This window comes from Belnapia moabensis DSM 16746 (assembly GCF_000745835.1).
In the GTDB taxonomy this organism is placed as follows: domain Bacteria; phylum Pseudomonadota; class Alphaproteobacteria; order Acetobacterales; family Acetobacteraceae; genus Belnapia; species Belnapia moabensis.
The window spans coordinates 45,551-67,742 of the sequence record NZ_JQKB01000010.1 but is presented as its reverse complement, the minus strand read 5'-3'; the positions used below and the strand labels follow the sequence as shown (position 1 = coordinate 67,742).

The 22,192-nt window shown below is 70.7% G+C and carries 19 protein-coding genes; 10 read left to right on the top strand and 9 right to left on the bottom strand.

Annotated elements, in window-relative coordinates; translation table 11 throughout:
* Positions 1 to 6: 6 nt before the first annotated feature.
* The 9 genes from EP26_RS08750 (at position 7) to EP26_RS08710 (ending at position 13,310) form a co-directional block, all read left to right on the top strand.
* Positions 7 to 1,188, top strand: a complete 1,182-nt coding sequence (locus EP26_RS08750; RefSeq protein WP_043337839.1) for an MFS transporter — start codon at positions 7 to 9, stop codon at positions 1,186 to 1,188.
* 249 nt (positions 1,189 to 1,437) lie between these two features.
* A complete protein-coding gene (locus EP26_RS08745) occupies positions 1,438 to 2,625 on the top strand; it encodes an efflux RND transporter periplasmic adaptor subunit (protein ID WP_211259405.1) in 1,188 nt (395 codons plus the stop codon).
* A 6-nt stretch (positions 2,626 to 2,631) separates the two neighbouring features.
* The gene (locus tag EP26_RS08740; protein WP_043337837.1) at positions 2,632 to 5,829 is read left to right on the top strand and encodes an efflux RND transporter permease subunit; all 3,198 of its coding nucleotides are present in this window, start codon (positions 2,632 to 2,634) and stop codon (positions 5,827 to 5,829) included.
* Entirely contained in the window at positions 5,826 to 7,073 is a 1,248-nt protein-coding gene (locus EP26_RS34700; protein WP_043337836.1) for a glycosyltransferase, read from the top strand. The genes EP26_RS08740 and EP26_RS34700 overlap by 4 nt, the downstream gene beginning before the upstream one ends.
* Before the next feature lie 79 nt (positions 7,074 to 7,152).
* Positions 7,153 to 9,486, top strand: a complete 2,334-nt coding sequence (locus EP26_RS08730) for a xanthine dehydrogenase family protein molybdopterin-binding subunit (protein ID WP_043337835.1) — start codon at positions 7,153 to 7,155, stop codon at positions 9,484 to 9,486.
* A gap of 115 nt (positions 9,487 to 9,601) precedes the next feature.
* Positions 9,602 to 10,135, top strand: a complete 534-nt coding sequence (ppa, locus tag EP26_RS08725; RefSeq protein ID WP_043337834.1) for an inorganic diphosphatase — start codon at positions 9,602 to 9,604, stop codon at positions 10,133 to 10,135.
* On the top strand, positions 10,132 to 10,851 hold the full coding sequence (locus tag EP26_RS08720) for a PIG-L deacetylase family protein (protein ID WP_043337833.1): 720 nt from the start codon (positions 10,132 to 10,134) through the stop codon (positions 10,849 to 10,851). The genes ppa and EP26_RS08720 overlap by 4 nt, the downstream gene beginning before the upstream one ends.
* Positions 10,852 to 10,937: 86 nt before the next feature.
* Positions 10,938 to 12,128 (top strand): DUF445 domain-containing protein, encoded by a 1,191-nt coding sequence (locus EP26_RS08715; RefSeq protein ID WP_084112403.1) that lies wholly within the window; start codon positions 10,938 to 10,940, stop codon positions 12,126 to 12,128.
* A gap of 147 nt (positions 12,129 to 12,275) precedes the next feature.
* The gene (locus EP26_RS08710; protein WP_043337949.1) at positions 12,276 to 13,310 is read left to right on the top strand and encodes an LLM class flavin-dependent oxidoreductase; all 1,035 of its coding nucleotides are present in this window, start codon (positions 12,276 to 12,278) and stop codon (positions 13,308 to 13,310) included.
* A 7-nt stretch (positions 13,311 to 13,317) separates the two neighbouring features.
* Here the strand turns inward: EP26_RS08710 and EP26_RS08705 are convergent, their stop codons facing one another.
* The 7 genes from EP26_RS08705 to EP26_RS08675 form a co-directional block, all read right to left on the bottom strand.
* Positions 13,318 to 13,668, bottom strand: a complete 351-nt coding sequence (locus tag EP26_RS08705; protein ID WP_043337832.1) for a hypothetical protein — start codon at positions 13,666 to 13,668, stop codon at positions 13,318 to 13,320.
* Between the two features lie 21 nt (positions 13,669 to 13,689).
* The gene (locus EP26_RS08700) at positions 13,690 to 13,974 is read right to left on the bottom strand and encodes a hypothetical protein (protein WP_043337947.1); all 285 of its coding nucleotides are present in this window, start codon (positions 13,972 to 13,974) and stop codon (positions 13,690 to 13,692) included.
* A gap of 106 nt (positions 13,975 to 14,080) precedes the next feature.
* On the bottom strand, positions 14,081 to 14,512 hold the full coding sequence (locus tag EP26_RS08695) for an NfeD family protein (protein ID WP_043337831.1): 432 nt from the start codon (positions 14,510 to 14,512) through the stop codon (positions 14,081 to 14,083).
* A complete protein-coding gene (locus EP26_RS38080; RefSeq protein ID WP_043337830.1) occupies positions 14,497 to 15,450 on the bottom strand; it encodes an SPFH domain-containing protein in 954 nt (317 codons plus the stop codon). Before EP26_RS38080 ends, EP26_RS08695 begins: the two co-directional genes overlap by 16 nt.
* A gap of 39 nt (positions 15,451 to 15,489) precedes the next feature.
* A complete protein-coding gene (locus EP26_RS08685) occupies positions 15,490 to 16,719 on the bottom strand; it encodes a DNA/RNA helicase domain-containing protein (RefSeq protein ID WP_052388968.1) in 1,230 nt (409 codons plus the stop codon).
* Entirely contained in the window at positions 16,697 to 16,951 is a 255-nt protein-coding gene (locus tag EP26_RS37340) for a hypothetical protein (protein WP_043337828.1), read from the bottom strand. Before EP26_RS37340 ends, EP26_RS08685 begins: the two co-directional genes overlap by 23 nt.
* Positions 16,948 to 17,832: a DMT family transporter gene (locus tag EP26_RS08675; protein ID WP_245624331.1), complete on the bottom strand. Its 885-nt coding sequence runs from the start codon at positions 17,830 to 17,832 to the stop codon at positions 16,948 to 16,950. Before EP26_RS08675 ends, EP26_RS37340 begins: the two co-directional genes overlap by 4 nt.
* A 108-nt stretch (positions 17,833 to 17,940) precedes the next feature.
* On the opposite strand from EP26_RS08675, the gene EP26_RS08670 reads away from it, so the two are divergent.
* Positions 17,941 to 19,530, top strand: coding sequence for an ABC transporter substrate-binding protein (locus tag EP26_RS08670; RefSeq protein WP_043337827.1), 1,590 nt, complete (start codon positions 17,941 to 17,943; stop codon positions 19,528 to 19,530).
* Here the strand turns inward: EP26_RS08670 and EP26_RS08665 are convergent, their stop codons facing one another.
* The gene (locus EP26_RS08665; protein WP_043337826.1) at positions 19,531 to 20,784 is read right to left on the bottom strand and encodes a PepSY-associated TM helix domain-containing protein; all 1,254 of its coding nucleotides are present in this window, start codon (positions 20,782 to 20,784) and stop codon (positions 19,531 to 19,533) included.
* Between the two features lie 232 nt (positions 20,785 to 21,016).
* Complete coding sequence (locus EP26_RS08660; RefSeq protein ID WP_408735094.1) at positions 21,017 to 22,189, bottom strand: GNAT family N-acetyltransferase; 1,173 nt, start codon at positions 22,187 to 22,189, stop codon at positions 21,017 to 21,019.
* Positions 22,190 to 22,192 lie beyond the last annotated feature (3 nt).

Here is a 22,192-nt window from a genome sequence, read left to right as displayed (position 1 = left end):
GATAACGTGCCGCCAATCCGCGGCCCCGCAGTGCCGATCCTGGCGCTGACGCTCGGCCATGTCTTCTCCAACGCCGTGCGCACGCTGCCGGCGCTCGCCGCCGACGTGCTGCAGCGCGACCTCGGCCTCTCGCCGGACGGCCTCGCCGCCGTCACCGGGGCCTTCGCGCTGACCTTCGCCCTCTGCATGGTGCCGGTCGGGGTGGGGCTCGATCGCTTCGGGGTCCGCCGCACCGCGCTCACCGTGCTGGCGATCGCCGGCGCCGGGGCGTTGCTGGCCGCCGCGGCGGAGAGCGCGGCCGGGATGCTGCTCGCCCAGATCGTGCTCGGCATCGGCTGCTCGGGCATGCTGATGGGGCCGATGACCTTCGCCGCCCGCGGCGTGCCGCCGGCGCGCTTCGCCCTCTGGTCCGGCATCATCCTCACCGTCGGCAATACCGGGATGCTGCTCTCCGGCAGCCCGCTCGCCTGGCTGGTCGATGCGCATGGCTGGCGGGCCGGCTTCCTCGCCACGGCCGGGCTGGCGGCGCTGGCGATGCTGGCCGTGGCGCTGACCGTGCATCACCCGCCGCCCGAGCGAGGGGGGCGCCGCTCACTGCTGCAGGATGCGGCGGAGGTCGTCGCCATCGCCGCCTCGCCTGTGCTGCGGCCGCTGATGATCTTCAGCTTCGCCAGCCTGGCCGTGGTGCTCGGGCTGCGCGGGCTCTGGGGCGGGCCCTGGCTGATGGAGGTGAAGGGCCTCAGCCGCGTCGAGGCGGGGCATGTCCTATCGCTCTTCGCGCTGGCGCTGACCATCGCCCCGGCCGTCTGCGGCTGGGCGGAGCGGCGGATCGGCCGGCCGGTGCTGATGCTGGCCGCGAGCCATTATGCCGTGGCCGGGCTGATCCTGGCGCTCCTTGCCGGGCATGGCATGCCGCCGGCCTGGGATGCGGCGATCTTCGCGCTGATCGGCGCGGTGATCTCGGTGCAGTCGGTGGTCTTCGGCCAGGTCCGCGCGGCGGTGCCGCCGGAGCGGGCCGGGCGGGCGCTCTCGGCGGTGAACATCGCCTTCTTCGGGGGCGCGGCGGTGATGCAGGCGGTCTCCGGCCTCGCCGCCGCCTGGGCCGGGGTGGGCGCTGCGCTGGCGAGCTTCGCCGTCGCGCTGATCCTCTGCACGAGCGGCTTCCTGCTGCTGCGGCGGCGGGACTAGGCTCGCGGCCATGCTGCGGAGACTGCCCGTCGCCGAGGCGGCGCGGCTGCTGCGCCAGGCGCCCTTTCCCCTGCCCGTCCGGCATCGAGGACAGGGAAGCCTGGCTCGCGCTGACGTTATCGGGTCGGTTTCATCGCCCTGACATGCCCGACGGCTTGCGTCCGCGCGGATGGCCGCTATTTGAGGAATCCATCTGGTCCCGGGGGGGACGCCCTGGTATCGCCAGCCGCTCCGATCCGGATGACCCGCATGCTGCGCCGCCTTCCCGCCGCCCTCCTGCTCACCATGCTCGCCCTGCCGGCCGCCGCCCAGTTCGGGCCGCAGGGCCCGCCGGCCGTCGGCGTCATGCCGGCGAACCGCCAGCCGGTGACCGAGAGCACCGAGTTCACCGGGCGGATCGAGGCGGTGAACCGCGTCGAGATCCGCGCCCGCGTCACCGGCTTCCTCCAGGAGCGCGCCTTCACCGAGGGCCAGGAGGTGAAGGCCGGCGAGGTGCTGTTCCGCATCGAGAAACCACCCTTCGAGGCGCAGCTGGAGCAGGCGCGGGCCAATGTCGCCTCCGCCCAGGCAACGCTCGAGAATGCCCGCGTGGCGCTGGCCCGCGCCCGCGAGTTGCAGCAGACCGGCGCTGGTACGCGTGTCGCGCTCGATAACGCCCAGGCGCAGGAGCGGACGGCGAATGCCCAGCTGCTCGGTGCCCAGGCGGCGGTGCGCGTCGCCGACATTAATCTCGGCTATACCGACATCCTCTCGCCGATCGACGGCAAGATCGGCCGGGCCAGCCTGACGCCGGGCAACGTCGTCACGCCGACGCTGACCGACCCGCTGGCCGTCGTGGTCAGCCAGGACCCGATGCGCGTGGTCTTCACCGTCAGCTCCCGCACGGCGGGCGAGCTCCAGGCCCGCTATGAGGGCCGCGGTGGGGTCAATGCCGTGGTCGTGCGCGTCCGGCTGAGCGATGGGCGGCCCTACCCGCAGGCCGGGCGGATCGAGTTTGTCGATACCCAGGTCGACCGCAACACTGACAGCCTGCTGATCCGCGCGCTGATCCCGAACCCGCTCCGCGCCGGCGCCCAGCCCGGCAGCCCGGGCGACCGGGAGCTGATCGACGGGCAGTTCGTCACCGTGGCGGTGGAGGGCGTGGAGCCGGTGCAGGCCATCGTGCTGCCGCGCGCGGCGGTGCTGCAGGACCAGGGCGGCAACTACGTCCTTGTCGTCGACAACGAGAAGAAGGCGCAGCGCCGCCCGGTGCGGCTCGGGCGGACCATCCGCGACCAGGTGGTGATCGAGGACGGGCTGCAGGGCGGCGAGCAGGTGATCAGCGAGGGCTTGCAACGCGTGCGGCCGGGCCAGGAGGTGAATGCCGGGCCGGCCGGCGCGCCACCGCCGGGCGCCAGGCCACCCGGCGCGCCTGCCGCTGGCGGCCGGCCGGGCTGACGCGCCATGATCTCCAGCGTCTTCGTCGACCGCCCCCGGCTGGCGATCGTCATCGCCATCGTCATCACCCTGGCCGGCCTGCTGGCCCTGCTGCGGATCCCCGTGGCGCAGTTCCCGGACATCGTGCCGCCCCAGGTCTCGGTGCAGGCGACCTATCCGGGCGCCTCGGCCGCCGTCATCGAGTCGACCGTCGCGCAGATCATCGAAAGCGCCGTCAACGGCGTCGAGAACATGATCTACATGCGCTCGAACAGCGCCAATGACGGCACCTACCAGCTCTCGGTGAGCTTCGCCCTCGGGTCCAACCCGGACATCAACACCGTCAACGTCAACAACCGAATCCAGGCGAATATCGCCCGGTTGCCGCAGGAGGTGCAGCGCGCCGGGCTCATCGTGCGCAAGCAGTCCTCCTCGGTGCTGCAATTCGTCGCCCTGACCTCGGCGAACCCGGAGCACACGCCGCTTTTCCTCTCGAACTACCTGACGATCAACATGGTCGACCGCATGGCCCGCGTGCCGGGCGTCGGGCAGGTGAACATCTTCGGCGCGCAGAACTATTCGATGCGCGTCTGGTTCGAGATCGACCGGCTGACCAGCCTGAACCTGACGCCGCAGGACCTGATCGCGTCGATCCAGAGCCAGAACATCCAGGCCGCGGTCGGCCGCATCGGCGCTCAGCCGATCCCCGATACGCAGCAATTCCAGATGAACATCCAGACGCTCGGGCGGCTGATCACGCCGGAGCAGTTCAGCGACATCATCATCCGCGCCAACCCGGACGGCTCGGTGCTGCGGGTCCGCGACGTGGCGCGGGTCGAGCTCGGCGCGCAGAGCATGGATACGGTGAGCCGGCTGAACGGCCAGCCCGCCGTCACCGTCGGCGTCTACCTCTCGCCCGGCGCCAATGCGGTGACCGTCTCCAACGCCATGAAGCGCACCCTGGAGGAGATGGCGACCCGCTTCCCCGAGGGGATGCGCCAGCAGGTGCTCTACGACAGTTCGACCTTCGTCGTGGACACGATCGAGGAGGTGATCCACACGCTGATCGAGGCCTTCGTCCTCGTGGTGGTGGTGGTCTACCTCTTCCTCGGCTCGTTCCGGGCGACGATCATCCCGACCATCGCGGTGCCGGTGAGCCTGATCGGCGCCTTCGCCATCCTGCTGGCCATCGGCTACAGCGCCAATACCGTCTCCCTGCTGGCCATGGTGCTGGCCATCGGCATCGTCGTCGACGACGCGATCGTCGTCGTCGAAAATGTCGAGCGGGTGATGGAGGAGCACCCGGACTGGACGCCCAATCGGGCGGTGAAGCAGGCCATGGCCGAGATCACCGCGCCGATCATCGCCATCACCCTGGTGCTGCTCTCGGTCTTCGTGCCCATCGCCTTCATCCCCGGCCTCTCGGGCGTGCTGTTCCGGCAGTTCGCGGTGACGATCTCGGCGGCGATGGTGATCTCAGCGATCAATGCCCTCACCCTCTCGCCGGCGCTGTGCGTGCTCTTTCTGCGGCATACCGGGCCGAAGCGGGGGCCGATCAAGTACGTCCTGCGAGGGATCGACAAGGTGCGGGACGGCTATGCGGCGGTGGTGCGGCGGATCGTCCGGCTCTCGGTCGTCTCGCTGGTGCTGACGGCGGCGATCGCCTTCGGCATCTTCACCATCGGCTCGAGGACGCCGCAGGGCTTCCTGCCGCAGGAGGACCAGGGGACCTTCTTCGTGCAGGTCTCGCTGCCGCAGGCGGCCTCCCTCTCCCGCACCCGGGCCACCGTGGAGCAGGTCGAGGGCATCCTGAAGGGCATCCCGGCGGTCGAGAACGTGCTGGCGATCGTCGGCTTCTCGCTGATCGACCAGGGCGCGCAGTCCAACTCCGCCTTCATCGTGGCGCGGCTGAAGCCCTTCGACCAGCGGACCGATCCGGCCGATTCCGTCTTCGCCTCCATCGGACGGGTCTTCGGCGCCGGGGCGAATGTGCGGACGGCGACGGTCGTCGCCTTCAACCTGCCGCCGATCATCGGCCTCGGCACCGGCGGCGGCTTCGAGTACCAGCTGCAGGACCTCCAAGGGCGCGACCCGGCGGAGCTGGGCAGCGCGATGCTCGGCCTCGTCGTCGCGGCGAACCAGGACCCCCGCCTGCAGCAGGTCTTCTCGACCTTCTCGGCGGCGACGCCCTCGCTCTTCCTCGATGTGGACCGGGACAAGGCGCAGGCGCTCGGCATCCCGATCTCCAACATCTTCTCGGCCCTGCAGGCTTCGCTCGGCGGGTTCTACGTCAACGACTTCAACCTGTTCGGCCGCACCTGGCAGGTGAACATCCAGGCCGAGGCGCAGGACCGCGACGATACCGAAGACATCTGGCGCATCCGGGTGCGCAACACCCGCGGCGACATGGTGCCGCTGCGCGCCTTCGCCGATGTGCGGATCGTGGTCGGGCCGCAGACCATCAGCCGCTACAACAACTACCGCGCGGTGCTGGTCAACGGCGCGCCGAAGCCTGGCGTCTCCTCGGGCGATGCGCTGAACGCCATGGAGGAACTGTCGCGGCGGGTGCTGCCGGCGGGCTACGGCTATGAATGGACGGGCACCGCCTATCAGGAGAGGCTCGCGGCGGGGCAGACCATCTATGTGGTCGCGCTGGCGATCCTCTTCGCCTACCTGTTCCTCGTCGCGCTCTACGAGAGCTGGACCATCCCCGTGCCGGTGCTGCTGTCGGTGGCGGTGGGTGGCCTCGGCTCCTTCCTCGCCATCCAGATCGCCGGGCTCAGCCTCGACGTCTATGCGCAGATCGGCCTCGTCGTGCTGATCGCGCTGGCGGCGAAGAACGGCATCCTCATCATCGAATTCGCCAAGGATGCGCGGGAGCGCGGCATGTCGATCCGCGATGCGGCGATCGAGGGCTCGCGGCTGCGATTCCGCGCGGTGATGATGACCTCGATCGCCTTCGTCCTCGGCCTGGTGCCGCTGGTGACGGCCTCGGGCGCGGCGATGCTCTCGCGGCGCGCGGTCGGCACGCCGGTCTTCGGCGGGATGCTGGCGGCCTCCATCGTCGGCATCTTCATGATCCCGATGCTCTATGTCGTCTTCCAGGCGACGCGGGAGCGGGTGAAGGGGTGGATGGGCGTCCGCCCGGTGGAGGCGCATGCCTCGGTCGGGCCCGGCCAGTCGCCGCAGCCGGCGCCCGACAAGCCGGACAGCACCCGGCCTTGAGCCGCATCCTTCTCGCCACCACCGGCTCGCTCGGGGACCTCTTCCCCCATCTGACGGTGGCGGCGGGGCTGGAGCGGCGGGGGCACCGCGTTACCATCGCCACCGCCGAGGGGTATCGCGGGCGGGTCGAGGCCGCGGGGCTCGGCTTCGCGCCGATGCGGCCCAGCATGCCGGAGGGGGAGCCGGACCTCGAGGCCTTCGCCCGGGCGATGGATCCGCGGACAGGCTCCGAATTCGTCTGGCGGACCCTGGTCGTGGAGCCGATCCGCGACGCCTATGCCGATCTGATGGCGGCCTCGGAGGGGGTGGAGCTCATCCTCGCCAGCCCGGTCGCGGCGGCGGCGCCGATGGTGGCGGAGCGGCGCGGGCTGCCCTGGGCGCCGGCCTATCTGCAACCCTTCACCCTGTTCTCGGCGCGCGATCCCGGCATTCCGGGCGGCTATGAGTGGCTTTGGCGGGCGGACTGGCTGCGACGCCTCGCCGGACCCGTGATCCGCGCCGTCGGACGATGGACCGTGGTGCGCTGGTCGCGCGAGGTCGCCCGCTTCCGGGCGGAGCTGGGCCTGGCGCCGGCGGCCGACCCGATCCTCAACGCGGCGGAGGCGCCGGCCTTCTCCCTCGCTCTCTTCTCGCCGCTGCTGATGCCGGACGAGCCGGCGGCGACGGGCTTTCCCTTCTGGGACGAGCCGGTGGCGATGCCGCGGGAGCTGGCGCGCTTCCTCGCGGGCGGGCCGCCGCCGCTGGTCTTCACCCTCGGTTCGGCGGCGATTTACGCGCCGGGGCGGTTCTTCGCCGAAAGCCTGGAGACGGCGCGGCGGCTCGGTCAGCGGGCGGTGCTGCTGACCGGGACGGAGGCGAATCGCGCGGCGCTCGGCGCCCTGCCGCCGGAGGTGCTGGCGATGGACTACCTGCCGCATGCGGCGCTCTTCCCGGCGGCTTCGGCCATCATCCACCAGGGCGGCATCGGCACCGCGGCGCAGGCGATGCGGGCCGGGCGGCCGATGCTGGTGGTGCCCTACAGCCATGACCAGCCGGATAATGCGGCGCGGCTGGCGCGGCTTGGCATCGCCGCCGGCCTGCCGGCCGGGCGCTACACGGCGGAGAACGCGGCCCGAGCGCTCGCCCCACTGCTGGAGGACCCGGAGGTGGAGGCTCGCGCAGGGGCTATCGGCCGGGCGGTCCGGGCGGAGGATGGCGTCGGCGCCGCCTGCGACCGGGTGGAGGCGATGCTCCGCGCGCGGTGATTTCACGCCGCCCCCCCCTTCCCGTCTCCCCCTTCCTCCGCAGATGATGGGGGAGAATTCGAACGGGAGGGGTATCCCCATGGCCAAATTCGGTCTGAGCCAGCCGGTGCGACGCATCGAGGATCCGCGCCTGCTGATCGGCGGCGGCCGCTACACCGACGACATCGCCATGCCGGGCGTCGCTCATGGCATGGTGCTGCGCAGTCCGCATGCGGCGGCGAGGATCCTGTCGATCGACACCTCTGCGGCGCTGGCCGTGCCTGGTGTGCTGGCCGTCATCACCGGGAAGGACTGGCAGGAAGAGGGGCTCGGCGAGATTCCCTGCGTCATCCCGCTGAAGAACCGCGACGGGAGCGAGCGCCTCAATACCCCACGTGGGGCGCTGGCGACGGACCGGGTGCGGCATGTCGGCGATGCGGTGGCCTTCATCGTCGCCGAGACGCATGAGGCGGCGCGGGACGGGGCCGAGGCGGTGATGGTCGACTACGACCTCCTGCCGGCGGCGACCGACCTCGCTACCGCCTATAAGCCCGGCGCGCCGCTGGTCTGGGACGAGGTGCCGAACAACACCGTCTTCGACTGGGAGACGGGCGACAAGGCCAAGGCCGATGCGCTGTTCGGCCAGGCGGCGCATGTGACGAAGCTGACGGTCGTCAACAACCGCGTCATCGTCAACAGCCTGGAGGTCCGCGCCGCGACCGCCGAGTACGACGCGGCGAATGAGAAATTCACCCTGTTCTGCGGCACCCAGGGCAGCTGGCTGGTGAAGAACCTGCTGGCGGAGAGCGTCTTCAAGCTGCCGCCGGAGAAGTTCCGCGTCGTCACACCGGATGTCGGTGGCGGCTTCGGCATGAAGCTCTACCTCTATGGCGAGTATGCGCTGGTCTGCATGGCGGCGCGCCGCCTTGGCCGACCGGTGAAGTGGACGAGCGAGCGGACGGAGGCCTTCCAGTCCGACACCCAGGGGCGCGACAACATCACCGAGGCGGAGCTGGCGCTCGACGAGGAGGGCAAGTTCCTCGCGCTGCGCACCACCAACTATGCCGGGATGGGCGCCTATCTCTCGACCTTCGCGCCGATGATCCCGACCGGGGCAGGCACCAAGGTGCTGGCGAGCGTCTACAACTTCCAGGCGATCCACGCCCATGTCATCGGCGTGCTGACCAATACCGTGCCGGTCGATGCCTATCGCGGCGCCGGGCGGCCGGAAAGCAACTACGTCGTCGAGCGGCTGATCGACGCGGCGGCGCGCGAGATGGGCATCGACCGCATCGAGCTGCGCAAGCGCAACATGGTGCCGGCGAGCGCCATGCCCTATGTCACCGCGGTCGGCCAGCGCTACGACAGCGGCGAGTTCGGCGCGGTGCTGGATGCGGCGCTGAAGAATGCCGACTGGGCCGGCTTCGCGGCGCGGCGCAAGGCGTCCGAGGCCCGCGGCAAGCGGCGGGGCATCGGCGTCGCCTACTACCTGGAGGCGACGGGCGGCGGGCCGACGGAGCGTGCCGAGGTGCGCTTCGCGGCCGATGGCATGGTGGATGTGCTGGTCGGCACGCAGAGCACCGGCCAGGGGCATGAGACGGCCTATGCCATGCTGACGAGCCATGAGCTCGGCATCCCGATGGAGAAGATCCGCATCGTCCAGGGCGATTCGGATGAGATTCCGACGGGCGGCGGCACGGGCGGCGCGCGCAGCCTCTATTCCGAGGGGCAGGCGATCCTGCTGACGGCGGCCACCGTCATCGAGAAGGGCAAGCAGGCCGCCTCCGAGCACCTGGAAGCCTCGGTCGCCGACATCGAGTTCACCACGACCGGCGGCCGCTTCTCGGTGGTCGGCACGGATCGCGGTGTCGATATCCTCTCGCTCGCCAACATCCAGCGGGAGCGGGCGGCGCGGGGCGAATCCGCGACGCTGCTCGACGCGGCGGAGGTCGCCGAGATCAAGTCCCACACCTTCCCCAATGGCTGCCACATCGCGGAGGTCGAGGTCGACCCGGATACCGGGCTGATCGAGGTGCCGCGCTATGTGGTGGTGGACGATGTCGGGCATGCGATCAACCCGATGATCGTGCGCGGCCAGGTGCATGGCGGCGTCGCCCAGGGCATTGGCCAGGCGGTGCATGAGCGGACGGCCTATGACCCGGAGAGCGGGCAGCTGCTCTCGGCCTCCTTCATGGACTATGCCCTGCCGCGGGCGGAGGACCTGCCGGATATCGAGGTGGAGTTCCTCTCCGTCCCCTGCGAGACCAACCCGCTCGGCGTCAAGGGTGCCGGCGAGGCGGGGGCGGTCGGCTCGCCGCCGGCGCTGATGAATGCACTGGTCGATGCGCTCTCGACCATGGGTGTCACCCATGTCGACATGCCGGCGACGCCGGAGAGCGTGTGGAAGGCGATCCACCTGGCGAAAGCGGCCTAGGCTTCCCCTCCCCGGCGGGCGCCGTTCCGCCGGGGAGTCGCCCATCATGGGGCGTCAATGCTAAGGAAAGGGGTCTGGCCCAGTCTAGGGGCCCCTTTCCGGAGAATCACGGTCCATGCGTCTCGACGCCATCGCCATCGGCAAGAACCCACCCGAGGACATCAATGTGGTGGTGGAGGTCGCCATTGGCGGCGAGCCGATCAAATACGAGATGGACAAGGAGGCCGGCACGCTGGTCGTGGACCGCTTCCTCTATACGCCGATGCGGTATCCGGGGAATTACGGCTTCGTCCCGCATACGCTCAGCGACGACGGCGACCCGATCGACGTGCTGATCGCCAATACCCGCCCGATCGTGCCGGGCGCGGTCATCAATGTCCGCCCGGTCGGCGTGCTGAAGATGGAGGACGACGGCGGCGTCGACGAGAAGATCATCGCCGTGCCCTCCACCAAGCTGACGCGGCGCTACGAGAAGGTCGCCAACTATTCCGACCTGCCGCAGATCACGCTCGACCAAATCACGCACTTCTTCGAGCACTACAAGGATCTCGAGCCGGGCAAGTGGGTGAAGATCGCCGGCTGGGGCGATGCCGCCGAGGCGAAGCAGCTCATCCAGGAAGCGATCGAGCGGGCCAAGACGGCGAAATGAGCGCCGGCACCGCTCTCGTCGTCAGCGCCCATTCGGCGGACTTCGTCTGGCGCGCGGGCGGTGCCATTGCCCTCCATGCGGAGCGGGGCTGGCAGGTGACGGTCGTCTGCCTTTCCTTCGGCGAGCGGGGCGAGAGCGCCAAGCTCTGGCGCCAGCCCGACATGACGCTGGAACGCGTCAAGGCGGAGCGGCAGGGCGAGGCGGAGCGGGCCGCGGCGGCGCTCGGCGTGCACGACCTGCAATTCTGGGACCTCGGCGACTATCCGCTGACGCTTTCGCAGGAGAGCCTGTTCCGTCTGGCTGCCCTCTACCGTGCCATCCGGCCGCGCTTCGTGCTGACGCATAGCCGGGAGGATCCCTACAACCACGACCATCCGGCGACGACCGGCTTCGCGCAGCATGCCCGCATCATCGCCCAGGCGCATGGGCATGAGCCGGGGGTGCCAGTGATCGGCGCGCCGCCGGTCTATCTGTTCGAGCCGCACCAGCCGGAGCAATGCGCCTGGGCGCCGGACATGCTGCTCGACATCACCCCCGTCTGGGAGCGGAAGCTCGCGGCCATCCGCTGCATGGCGGGGCAGGAGCATCTCTGGGACTACTACACCCGCGTGGCGCTCCAGCGCGGCGCCCAGGCGGCGCGGAATTCCGAGCGTGCCGTGACCTATGGGGAGGGCTATCAATCCGTCTTCCCGCATGTGGTGGAGAGCCTGGCCTGACCCTGCCGCCTGTCGCCGACCCCGAGGCGCCGCTCCGCCGCGCGCTCGCGCGCCATCGTGCCATCGCCACCGGCCTGCTGATTGGCATGGCGGGGCTGCTGGTGTTCGCCTACTGGCTGCCGCCCGGCTACTGGACGGACATGCTCCAGGCCTCGGCCAAGGCCGGCGTCGTCGGCGGCATCGCCGACTGGTTCGCCGTGACCGCGCTGTTCCGCCGGCCGCTCGGCCTGCCGATCCCGCATACGGCGATCATCCCCCGGCAGAAGGAGCGGCTGGGCCAGGGGCTCGGGCGCTTCGTCGCCAACCACGTCTTCACCGAGGCTGAGGTGCGACGGGTGATCGGCCGGCTCGACCTCGCCGGCATCCTGCGAGGGGTGATGGCCGACCCGGCCGCCGCCCGCCCCACCGCCGAGGCGATCGCCGCCAGCTTGCCGAAGCTGCTGGCCAGCATTGAGGATGGCCGCGCCCGACGGCTGCTCGGCCGGCTGCTGCCGCGCATGGCGGCGGGGCCGGGCGGCGCGCGCATCCTCGCCCGGGCGCTGCGGACGCTGATGGCAGGGGGGCGGCACAACGAGGTCTTCGACCTCGCCATCGGCCAGCTCCGCATCATCCTCGCCAGCAAGGAGGACCAGCTGCGCGGCGCGATCGAGCAGCGCGTCCGGGCCGAGGGTGGAGCGCTGGTCGGCTGGCTGGCCGGGGCGGCCGTCGCGCGGCGGATTCTCACCACCGTCAATGCCGAGCTGGCACGGGTCGAGCCCTCCGACAGCGATCTGCGCGGCGCCTTCGAGATCTGGCTGCGCGGCGAGATCGACAAGCTGGAGAGCGACCCGGAGCGGGCGGCCGCCGTCGGCCGGGCGCTGCGCCAGGCCATCGCCCACCCGACCGTCGCCGCCTGGATCGGCGATATCTGGGACCGGCTGAAGGCGGCGCTGATCGCCGATGCGGGCAATCCGCAGGGACGAACCGTCGCGCTGCTGGAGGGCGCCTTTGCCAATGCCGGCAGCCTGCTGGAGCAGGACCCGGCGGCGCGCGACCGGCTGAACCGCGCGGCGGAGGGGCTGATCGCCACCATCCTGCCTTCCGCTCGGACGCAGCTCGCGGGCTTCATTGCCCAGGTCGTCGCCGGCTGGGATACGGCGCAGGTGACGGAGAAGATCGAGCTGCGGGTCGGGCGCGACCTGCAATATGTGCGGATGAACGGGACGCTGGTCGGCTTCCTGGTCGGTGGCGTGCTCTTCGCCCTGCTGACGGCGGTATTCGGTCGGGTAACCTTCTGATTCAGCATATCCGCTGGTGCATTGCCCATGCGGTGCCGCTGCTGCACCGGGACCGGGATTTCGATGCCCTCGCCACGTATGGTGGCCTGCCAGTCCAGCCTGTCTGAACCCCTTCCGCCGGCGGGCAATGGGGGCCAGATTTCCTGCATGACCCTCCGCCTCGCCATCCTCGACCAATCGACCATCGCCTCCGGCCGCGGGGCCAATGCGGCGATCCGTGAGACGCTGGCCCTCGCCCGCCTTGCCGATGAATGGGGCTATGGCCGCTACTGGCTGGCCGAGCACCACAACAGCCAGTCCCATGCCGGCTCGGCGCCGGAGATGCTGGTCGCCGCCATCGCCGCCACCACGCGGCGAATCCGGGTCGGCACGGCGGGGGTGATGCTGCCGCACTACTCGGCGCTGAAGGTCGCCGAGCAGTTCAAGGTGGCGGAGGCGATCGCGCCAGGGCGGATCGACCTTGGCCTCGGCCGGGCGCCGGGGAGCGACGGACGGACGGCCTACGCCCTCAATCCACAGGCCAATGAGGCGGCGGACCGCTTCCCGAACCAGGTGATGGACCTGCTCGGCTGGCTCGGTGACGGGCTGCCGGAGGGGCACCGCTTCCGCGCCGTCACGGCCAACCCGCAGGTGCCGACGCGGCCGGAGGTGTGGATTCTCGGTTCCAGCGACTATGGGGCGCAGCTCGCGGCTTATCTGGGGCTGCCCTACTGCTTCGCACATTTCATCTCGGATCATGGGTCGGAGCAGGTGACGGCGCTCTATCGCGAGGGCTTCCGGCCGCAGCCGGGGCGGCTGGCCGCGCCGCATTGCGCACTCGGCGTCTTTGCGCTCACCGCCGATACCGAAGCGGAGGCTTGGCGGCTCTACAGGTCGCGCGAACTCTGGCGGCTGTTCCGCGACACCGGGCGCTTCCCGCCGCTGCCGAGTGTCGAGGAGGCGGAGGCCTATCCGTATAGCGATGCGGAGCGGGCGCATCTCGACCGCATCCGCGCCAAGGCGATCGTTGGCGCGCCGGAGCAGGTGAAGGCGAAGCTGGAGGCGCTGGCCGCGGCACATGGCGCGCAGGAGGTGGCGGTGCTCAGCCCCTGCCACGATCCGGCGGCACGGCAGCGGAGCTACCGGCTGCTGGCGGAGGCCTTCGGGCTCGCAGCCGGCGCGGCGCCGCTCGCGGCGGAATAGGGCGGGGTCAACCGGGCGGGAAGTCTGGGCTGCGGCTGCGGTGCCGGCGGCGATGCGGACGGCGGTGGCGCCACCAGTCGAGCCCGGGACCGACCGCCAGCAACGGCGTCGCCGCCAGCATGGCCAGGGCGAAGCCCGCCGCCCAAAGCCTCGCGCCGAGCATCAGGCAGAGCGCGGAGAGCGCCGCCAACCCGCCGACGGCGAGGCTTGTCAGCATCACCCAGCCGAGGACCAGCCGGTGTCGCGGGCCGAGCCAGGCCGGCGCCTCGCCGGTATCGGTACGCGGCGTGCCGTCGCGCCCGACCTCATAGAGGCGTGCTGGGTCGATGCGGAAGGGAAGCCGCTCGTCGTCCGCCATCGACACGGAGGCAGGAATGGCTCAGCGCCGGATGACGACGAAACGCACCGGCCCCGATCCGCCCCCTGGTCCGCCGGCCCGGCGCGCGCGCCGCACCCGCCACCAGAGCGAGACGAAGGCGACCAACCCGGCGCCGATCGCCACCGGCAGCAGCAGCCCGACGAAGACGACGGCCAGCGCCACCAGCAGCAGCCCACCCGTTGCCAGCGCCACCAGCAGGGCGAGCCCGCCGACGCGGCCCAGAGCCCGGTCCAGCCAGGTTCGGCGCGGCGGGAGCGGGTCCCGGAATTCCCCCTCGGGCGTCATGTCGAGCACGGGCGGAGATGGATCCCGGCCAGGCGGGCCGGGGCGCCGAAAAGCGTCCATGGGGATGATGTTGCCGCATCCCCTCCCCGGTTCAAGGCCATTCCCCCTATTCCGGCCGCACGATCAGCGTGGTGCCCTCCACCGCCTCCACCCGGACGCGGAGCGGGCGATCGGGCGCCTTGAGCTCGAGCGGCAGGCGGGCCTGCCATTCCGAGTCGCCGATGCGGACGCGGAGCCCTGGGCCCTCCGCCTCGCCGAGGGGGAGCAGCGTCCCGCTGCGCCCCACCAGGCCGGAGCCGGGGGTGTTCAGCATCGTCGGGGGCGATGCCCGGCGCAGCCGCAGCGAGAGCCAGATGCCGGCCCCGAGCAGCAGCAGGAAGACTGCGACCACCATCCCGAAGGAGAGCACGGCGACGAGCTGCAGGGCGCCGGTGCCGAGGGCGGCGAGGCCGATCCAGACCAGGAAGACGCCGGGAATCGCCAGCTCCGCCAGCAGCAGCAGCAGGCCGGCGAGAATCCAGATCAGCCCCGGTTCCACGGACTGGCTCCTGCAGTCGGCCCGGACGGGGGCGAGTTCTGGCGCAGCAGCTCCATCGCCTGGGTGATGCCGCCGGCCATGGCGGAGGCCTCCATCGGCACCACCACCAGCTTGCTGGCGGGGTTGGCGGCCAGTGCCTCGAAGGCCTTCACGTATTTGTCGGCGATGAAGTAGCGCAGCGCATCGCCGCCCGCCCCCGCGGCCGCGGCGGCGACCATCTCGGTCGCGCGGGCCTCCGCCTCAGCCAGGCGCTCGCGCGCCTCGGCATCGCGCAGCGCCGCCTGCTGGCGGCCCTCGGCCTGGAGGACGAGGGCCTGCTTCTCGCCCTCGGCGCGCTGGATGGCAGCCGCCCGGTCGCCCTCGGCCTTCATCACCGTGGCGCGGCGCTCGCGCTCGGCGGTCATCTGCAGGTTCATGGCGCGGACGAGGTTCTCCGGCGGCTCGACCTTGCGCAGCTCGACGCGGCTGACCTTCACGCCCCAGGGGTCCGTCGCGCCGTCGAGGATGGCGAGCAGGGAGGAGTTGATGCGCTCGCGGGAGGAGAGCGTGGCGTCGAGGTCCATCTCGCCGATGACGGCGCGGATGTTGGTCATCGCCAGCGCGTTCAGCGCCTGTTGCAGGTTCTGCACCTGGTACGCCGCCTTGGCGGGGTCCATCACCCGGTAATAGACGATGCCGTCCACCACCACCGTCGCATTGTCCTTGGTGATGACCGACTGCTCGGGGATGTCGAGGACGACTTCCTGGACATTCAGCTTGTGGCCGACCGCGTCGATGAAGGGGATGAGGAAATTCAGCCCCGGCTGCAGCAGGCGGGTGAAGGCGCCGAAGCGCTCGACCGTCCAGACTTGGCCCTGGGGGACGGTGCGGATGCCACGGGCAGCGGTGACGATGGCAAGCAGGAGAAGGGCGATGAGGACGATCGTGGTGCCGGTCATCCGAGGGCTCCGAAGGGGGTGGTGTGCATCATAGCCGCTTCACGGAAGCAACGGGCTGGAGCTTGCGGTCGGTATGGCGGCTTCGTCCTCCAGGGCACGGGCACCGCAGGCAAGCAGATGGGCTGCGATGGCATCCATCTGCGATGCCGGGCGGGTGACGTCGTGAAAGAGGTCATCAGGCTGGGAGCCGGGAGGCACCCAGATCACCGTCTCGTAGCGCGCCCGCGTCAAAAGCACGCGGTAGGTGTTACGGACGAATTCGATCTCTTTCAGGTCCCGCTGCCAGTTCTGCCCAATGAAGCGCCAGGCGCGCCACCCATCAGGCGAGCGGCGGAAGTCCCCGCCCCAGGCAAGCCCGACAACATCCAGTTCGAGGCCCTGGCACGCATACTCCGTCGCAGCTGTCTCCAGCGCGTCGGAGGCACGAATATCGGGCCAGCGCCGCAGGAACCAGTCGGGCACGTCGCCGCCCCCGACCTCCGCCGCCAGCCCTTCGGCGCGCAACCGTTTGGCGCCGGAACTTCCTACCAACCCGGCCCGGCGCTGCCCGCGGGCGAGACGCCGGAGTGCCCGCCGCCAAGCGGTTATGTCGCGGGTGACGAAGTAGGCGAGGTCCGGTGCCTCGGCCGCGATGGTCCGCGCCGCAGAGGACTCATCCCGCAGCACGGCGTCCACCCAGGCGGCGCCGGCCGTGTCGCGGACGGAGCGCATCGGGACCGTCAGATCCAGGTCGTCGTCGCAGGTCAGCCAGCGCGCATCAGCTTCCGCCAAACGCTGCGACGGCTCCGCAGCCCCCACCACCCGATTGGCCGCCACCGCTCGCCAGCGCGGATCGGCGGCGATAACGCGGCCCCACTCTCCGAGACCGGCCTCGCCGGTATTGATCTCCTGTCCATTCCCGATGAGGGCGATGATGACAGCCCAGCCCTCGCGGCGCCCCATGATCTCGAGCGTATGCGCCGGTTCGCTGGCGGTCAGGCGGGATGGCCTGTTGCGGGTGCCAAGCTTTGCCTTGGCCTCGTCCCAGGCGCGTTGCGCCTCGTCGAACACGATGAGGCGTTCGGGCGGGAGGTAGCCGGGGTCGGTCGCGCCATCCTCGAGGAAGCGATGGACGTTCTGGAGCGCCTGCTTCACCCGCCGCTCGGCCTCCCGGCGATCGCAGACCCTGCGCTGGACGGCATCGCGCGACAAAGCCTCCCGAAGCACGGCAACCAGTGGTACATTGCCGGTCAGGAAGGCCCGGTTGTCATCGTGGGTTTGCCCGAACACGGATACGTTTCTCAAGCCGCAGCAGGTCGAACTCGAGGGCAACGGTCCAGGCCGCCGCCGCGGTGCTGGCAAGGGCCGCGCGAAGTGCCGCGATCTGAGAATGCCAGGCCAGGTCCTGTTCGGGGCTGCCTGGGAAGCCGCGAGCCTGCTGTGCAGAAGCCAGGCGCCCGACCGTGTCGACCGGGTCGCCTGAAAGCAACTCTGCGGCGGTGCAGGCGAACCAGGCCCTCATCTCCGCTCCCGCCTTGGCCAGGTCGCCAACAGTAGGCTCGCCCCCATCAGCACGAATCCGACTCCATGCACTGCGGTGAAATGCTCCCCTAGCACCGCGACGGCCACCAAGGACGAACTGGCGGGCAGGAAGGCGGTGAAAACACCCGCCACCCCCGCCGGCACCTGCCGCAGCCCGGCATACCAGAGCAGCAGGCAGAGGACGCTCGCCGTCAGGCTGTGGAAGACGAGCAGCCCGGCGAGGCGTGGCTCGGCCAGCGCGGCCATGGCGCCGATCGCCGGCAGGGAGAGCGGCAGCAGCATCGCTGCGCTGAAGGCCTGCATCCAGAGGCTCGCCGTCACCACCGGCACGGAGCCGGCGATGCGCTTGGCGAGCAGCACATAGGCCGCCTCGCCCAGCACCCCACCGAAGACCAGCAGGTTACCGAGCGCATGGCCACCGCCTCCGCCGCCGAGCCGGGCCAGGGTGATGGCGGCCATGCCGCCGGCCGCCAGCCCGGCGGCCGCCCATTGCCGAGGCGAGAGGCGCTCGCGCAGCCAGAACGCGCTGCCTAGCGCCACCACCGCCGGCAGCGTCGCCAGCACCAGGCCGCCCTCCAGCGCCGTGGTCAGCCGCAGGCCGGCCAGCAACCCCGCATTGTAGAGCACGGTGCCGAAGAGGGCCTGAAGGGCGAGGTTGCGCAGCGCCGCCGGCCCGACCCGGACGCGCCCTTCCATCAACCGCGCCAGCGGCCAGAGCACCAGACAGGCGAGGAGGCAGCGCAGGCAGGCGATCATGGGGATCGGCAGCGCCGCGGCCAGCAGCTTGGCGACGCCGACATTGGCACCGACCAGCGCCATCGCGCCGGCCAGCTGGGCATAGGCAAGCAGCACCGGCGGCATCCCCTTCCCTTCCGGCTCATAGCATGGTGCTTGCGCACCGCATCGGGGGGTGCTTGCCTCCGCGCCGGAGACGCCGGTTCCCTCCATTCCCGCTGGGAGAGACCGCCTATGCTGAGACGCACCCTGCTCACAGGGGCCGCCGCCATCGCCGCCGCCAGGCTGGCCGGCCCCGCGCTGGCGCAGCCCAGCGCCGCGCGCGTGCTGCGCTTCGTGCCGCAATCCGACCTGACCGTGCTCGACCCGGTTTTCACCACCGCTTACATCACGCGCTACCACGCGATGATGATCTACGACCAGCTCTACGGCCTCGACAGCAAGCTGCGGCCGCAGCCGCAGATGGTCGAGGGCCATGTGGTGGAGCAGGACGGGCTGCTCTGGCGCTTCACCCTGCGCGAGGGCCTGCGCTTCCATGACGGCGAGCCGGTGCGCGGGCGGGACTGCATCGCCTCCATCAAGCGATGGGCGCAGCGGGATGCGCTCGGCCAGGCGCTGATGGCGCGCATTGCCGAGATGGCGGCGCCGGAGGACCGGGTCTTCACCATCCGCCTCAACAAGCGCTTCGGCCCGATGCTGGAGACGCTGGCCAAGGTCGGGCCCTCCGCCCTCTTCGTCATGCCGGAGCGCATCGCCAGCGTCGATGCCAACACGCAGATCCGCGAGACGATCGGCTCCGGCCCCTTCCGCTTCAAGGCGGATGAGCGGATCGTCGGCGCGCGCGTCGTCTACGAGCGCAACCCGGACTACAAGCCGCGCGAGGGCGGCACCACGGACTGGGGCGCGGGGCCGAAGCAGGTCTTCTTCGACCGCGTCGAATGGGCGGTGATGCCGGACCCGGCGACGGCTGCCGCCGCCCTGCAGAACGGCGAGGTGGACTGGTGGGAGAACCCGCCGAACGACCTGCTGCCGTTGCTCCGCCGCTCCCGCGACGTGGTGATGAAGCGGAGCAACCCGCTCGGCACCTTCGGCACCGGCATCTTCAACACGCTGCACCCGCCCTTCGACAAGCCGGCGGTGCGCCGCGCGATCCTCCGCGCCATGTCGCAGGCCGACTACATGACCGCGACGGCGGGGGCCGACCCCTCCCTCTGGAAGGCGGGCATCGGCGTCTTCACCCCCGGCACGCCGCTGGCGAACGAGGCGGGGATGGAGGCGATCACCGGGCCGCGCGACATCGAGCGGTCCCGCAAGGAGTTGCGGGACGCCGGCTACAACGGCGAGACGGTGGTGGTGATGAGCCCGAGCGACCAGCCGACGCTGACCGCGCTCGGCGAGGTCGGGCAGGACCTGCTGAAGCGCCTCGGCATGAAGGTGGATTTCCGGGTTTCCGACTGGGGCACGCTGGTGCAGCGCCGTTCCAGCAAGGAGCCGCCGGAGAAGGGTGGATGGAGCATGTTCCACACCACCTGGAACGGCATCGACGGCATCAACCCCGGCGTCATGACCTATCTGCGGGCGAACGGGCAAGGTGCCTGGTTCGGCTGGCCGGACGTGCCGAAGCTGGAGGCGCTGCGCCTCTCCTGGTTCGACGCGCCCGACCTCGCCGCCCAGCAGTCGATCGCCGCCGAGATCCAGCAGGTGGTGCTCGACGAGGCGCCCTACCTGCCGCTCGGCCAGTACTTCGCCTCGACCGCCTGGCGGAAGACGATCACCGAGCCGATCTCGGAGATCGTCTCCTTCTGGGGCGTGAAGCGGGCCTGATCACTCGGCCGGCAGCGGCGCCGCCCCGGCCAGGGCGCGGCGCCGTTCGACAGCGCGGCGGGCTGCCTGCTTCCGCCACCAGATGACCACGCCCGTCACGCTCAGCACCGCTACGACCAGCCCCATCACCGAAATGATGATGCGCCCCGGCACGCCGAGGATGCGGCCCGAATGCACCGGGAACTGCGCCTGGACGAAGATGTCCGCGGCGGTGCCATGCCAGGGCTTGAGCTCCCCGAGGACGCGTCCGTCCTGTCCGTCCAGGTAGATCGCTGCCGGCCCGACGCCGGCCGCGCCATGGTCGTCGCCCGGCTGGAAGAAGCGCAGCGTGTAGACGCCGTATTGCAGGGCGTAGGAGACCGAGCCCGGCGGCTCCGCCCAGCCGCGCCGCTCCGCCTCGGCCGCGCCGATCGCCACGGCCTCCTCCCGGGTCAGGCGGGGCGCGACCGGCGCGTGCAGCGCGGCCGGGCTGCGCTCGGAGAAGGGCGTCGGCGACAGGGTCGAGACCTGCGACATCACCGGCAGGAAGACCTCGCGGTAGAGGTTCAGCGAGAAGGCGGTGAAGGCCAAGACCAGCAGCAAGGCCCAGGTCCAGAGGCTGAAGGCGCGATGGATGTCGAAGGTGGTGCGGTAGGCGCTGCCGCCCGCCTTCACCTTCCAGGCCGGCGCCCAGCGGGCGAGGAAGCCGCGCCCGCCCGTGGCTCGCCGGCCCGGCAGGGTCAGCAGGAGGCCAACGAAGCAGTCGAGCGTCCAGGCGATGGCAATGCCGCCCATCAGCCAGATGCCCCAGCGGTCGATCCCCCAGATCTCCGGGATGTGGAGGCTGTAGTGCAGCTTATAGAGGAAGGAGATCAGCGTCTCGCTGGTGATCGGCCAGGCCTGGCCCCATTGCCGCCGGCCGAGCTCCTCCCCCGTCGCCGGGTCGAGGAAGATCTGGTTGTAGCCCGGCTCGAACAGCCGCCCCGTCGCCGGGTCAACCCGCGGCAGGACGAAGAGCGAGAGGGAATGGCCCGGCTCCGCCGCCAGCGGGACATGGATCGCCGCGACCCGCGGGTCGCGCGCCTCCACCTGCCGGGCGAGGTCGAGGGCGGGCAGGGCCGGCCCCGGCGCGCGCGCCTCGGTCAGATGCGGGTTGAGCCATTCGTCGAGTTCATGGTCCCAGGAGATCACCGCGCCGGTCAGGCCGGCGACGAAGAGAAAGGCGGCGATGCAGAGGCCGACCCAACGGTGCAGCAGGGTGAGGATGCGGCGCATGGCGAAGTCCCTAGAAATCATACTGACGGACGGGAGGTTGGTCCGCGGCTAAGGCGACGAAGGGCGATCCGCTGGTCGTCATCGTCCTGTAGCTGGCATCGGCGACACCCTCGATAGCGGCCGCAGCGTCACCGAGACAGGAGCCGAGCCACCCGCCAATGAGAAGCATTCTCAGGATAACAGGGGCATTACATCAGGGCAATGCCGCACCGCAGCAACCGCGCCACGTGGGCTACTCGCCCTCGCCATCCTTCCGGAAGGGGGAGAGGGTGGCGAGGGCTTCCATCTCGCGCAGCATGGCCGGGCGCTCGCGCTCCAAGAAGTCGCCGACGGCGCGGCGCAGGCCGGTATGGGCGATCCAGTGGCCACTATAGGTCGGCGTCGGCAGGTAGCCGCGCTGGATCTTGTGCTCGCCCTGGGCGCCGGCCTCGACGCGCGGCAGGCCGTGCTCGATGGCGAAGTCGATCGCCCGGTAGTAGCAGAGCTCGAAATGCAGGAAGGGCGCATCGACCAGGCTTCCCCAGTTGCGGCCGTAGAGCGCCTCCCGCCCCAGCAGGTTCAGCGCGCCGGCCACGGGCTCGCCCTCCTGCTCGGCGACCATCAGCACCACGGCATCGCCGAGCGCCTCGCCCAGGAGCGGCCAGAAGCGCTGGGTGAGATAGGCGCTGCGGCCCCATTTGCGGTCGGTGGTGCTGCGGTAGAAGCGGTGGAAGGCGCGCCAGTGCTTCGGCGTGATCTCGTGGCCGCGCAGCGTCTTCAGCACGAAGCCAGAGGCCGCGGCATCGCGCCGCTCGCGCCGGATCGCCTTGCGCTTGCGCGACGCGAGGGCGCCGAGGAAATCCTCGAAGCTGGCATAGCCCTTGTTGTGCCAGTGGAACTGCGTTCCCAGCCGTTGCAGCCAGCCGGCCTCGCCCAGCGCCTCCCACTCCGCGCCTTCGCAGAAGGTGACATGGGCGGAGGAGAGGCCGAGATCCTCGCAGGCCTGGGAGAGGCCCTGCGCCATGGCGACGGGGCCGATGCCCGCCTCCGGGTGGATCAGCAGCCGCGGGCCGGGGACGGGGCTGAAGGGCGCGCAGACCTGGAGCTTCGGGTAGTACTGCCCCCCTGCCCGTTCGAAGGCATCGGCCCAGCCATAGTCAAAGACGTACTCACCCTGGCTGTGGCTCTTGGCGTAGCAGGGGGCGCAGGCCAGGAGCCGCCCCTCGGGGTCGCGCAGCGCGGCGTGCTGCGGCAGCCAGCCGGTGCGGGCAGTGGCGCTGCCGCTCTCCTCCAGCGCGGCAAGGAAGGCATGGCTGACGAAGGGGTTGCCCCCGCCGGCGCAGGCATCCCACTCCGCGGCCGGCACTTCGGCGATCGCGCGGTGGAGGCTGAGGGTCAGGTTGGTGGAGGGCATTGCCGGGAGCATGTG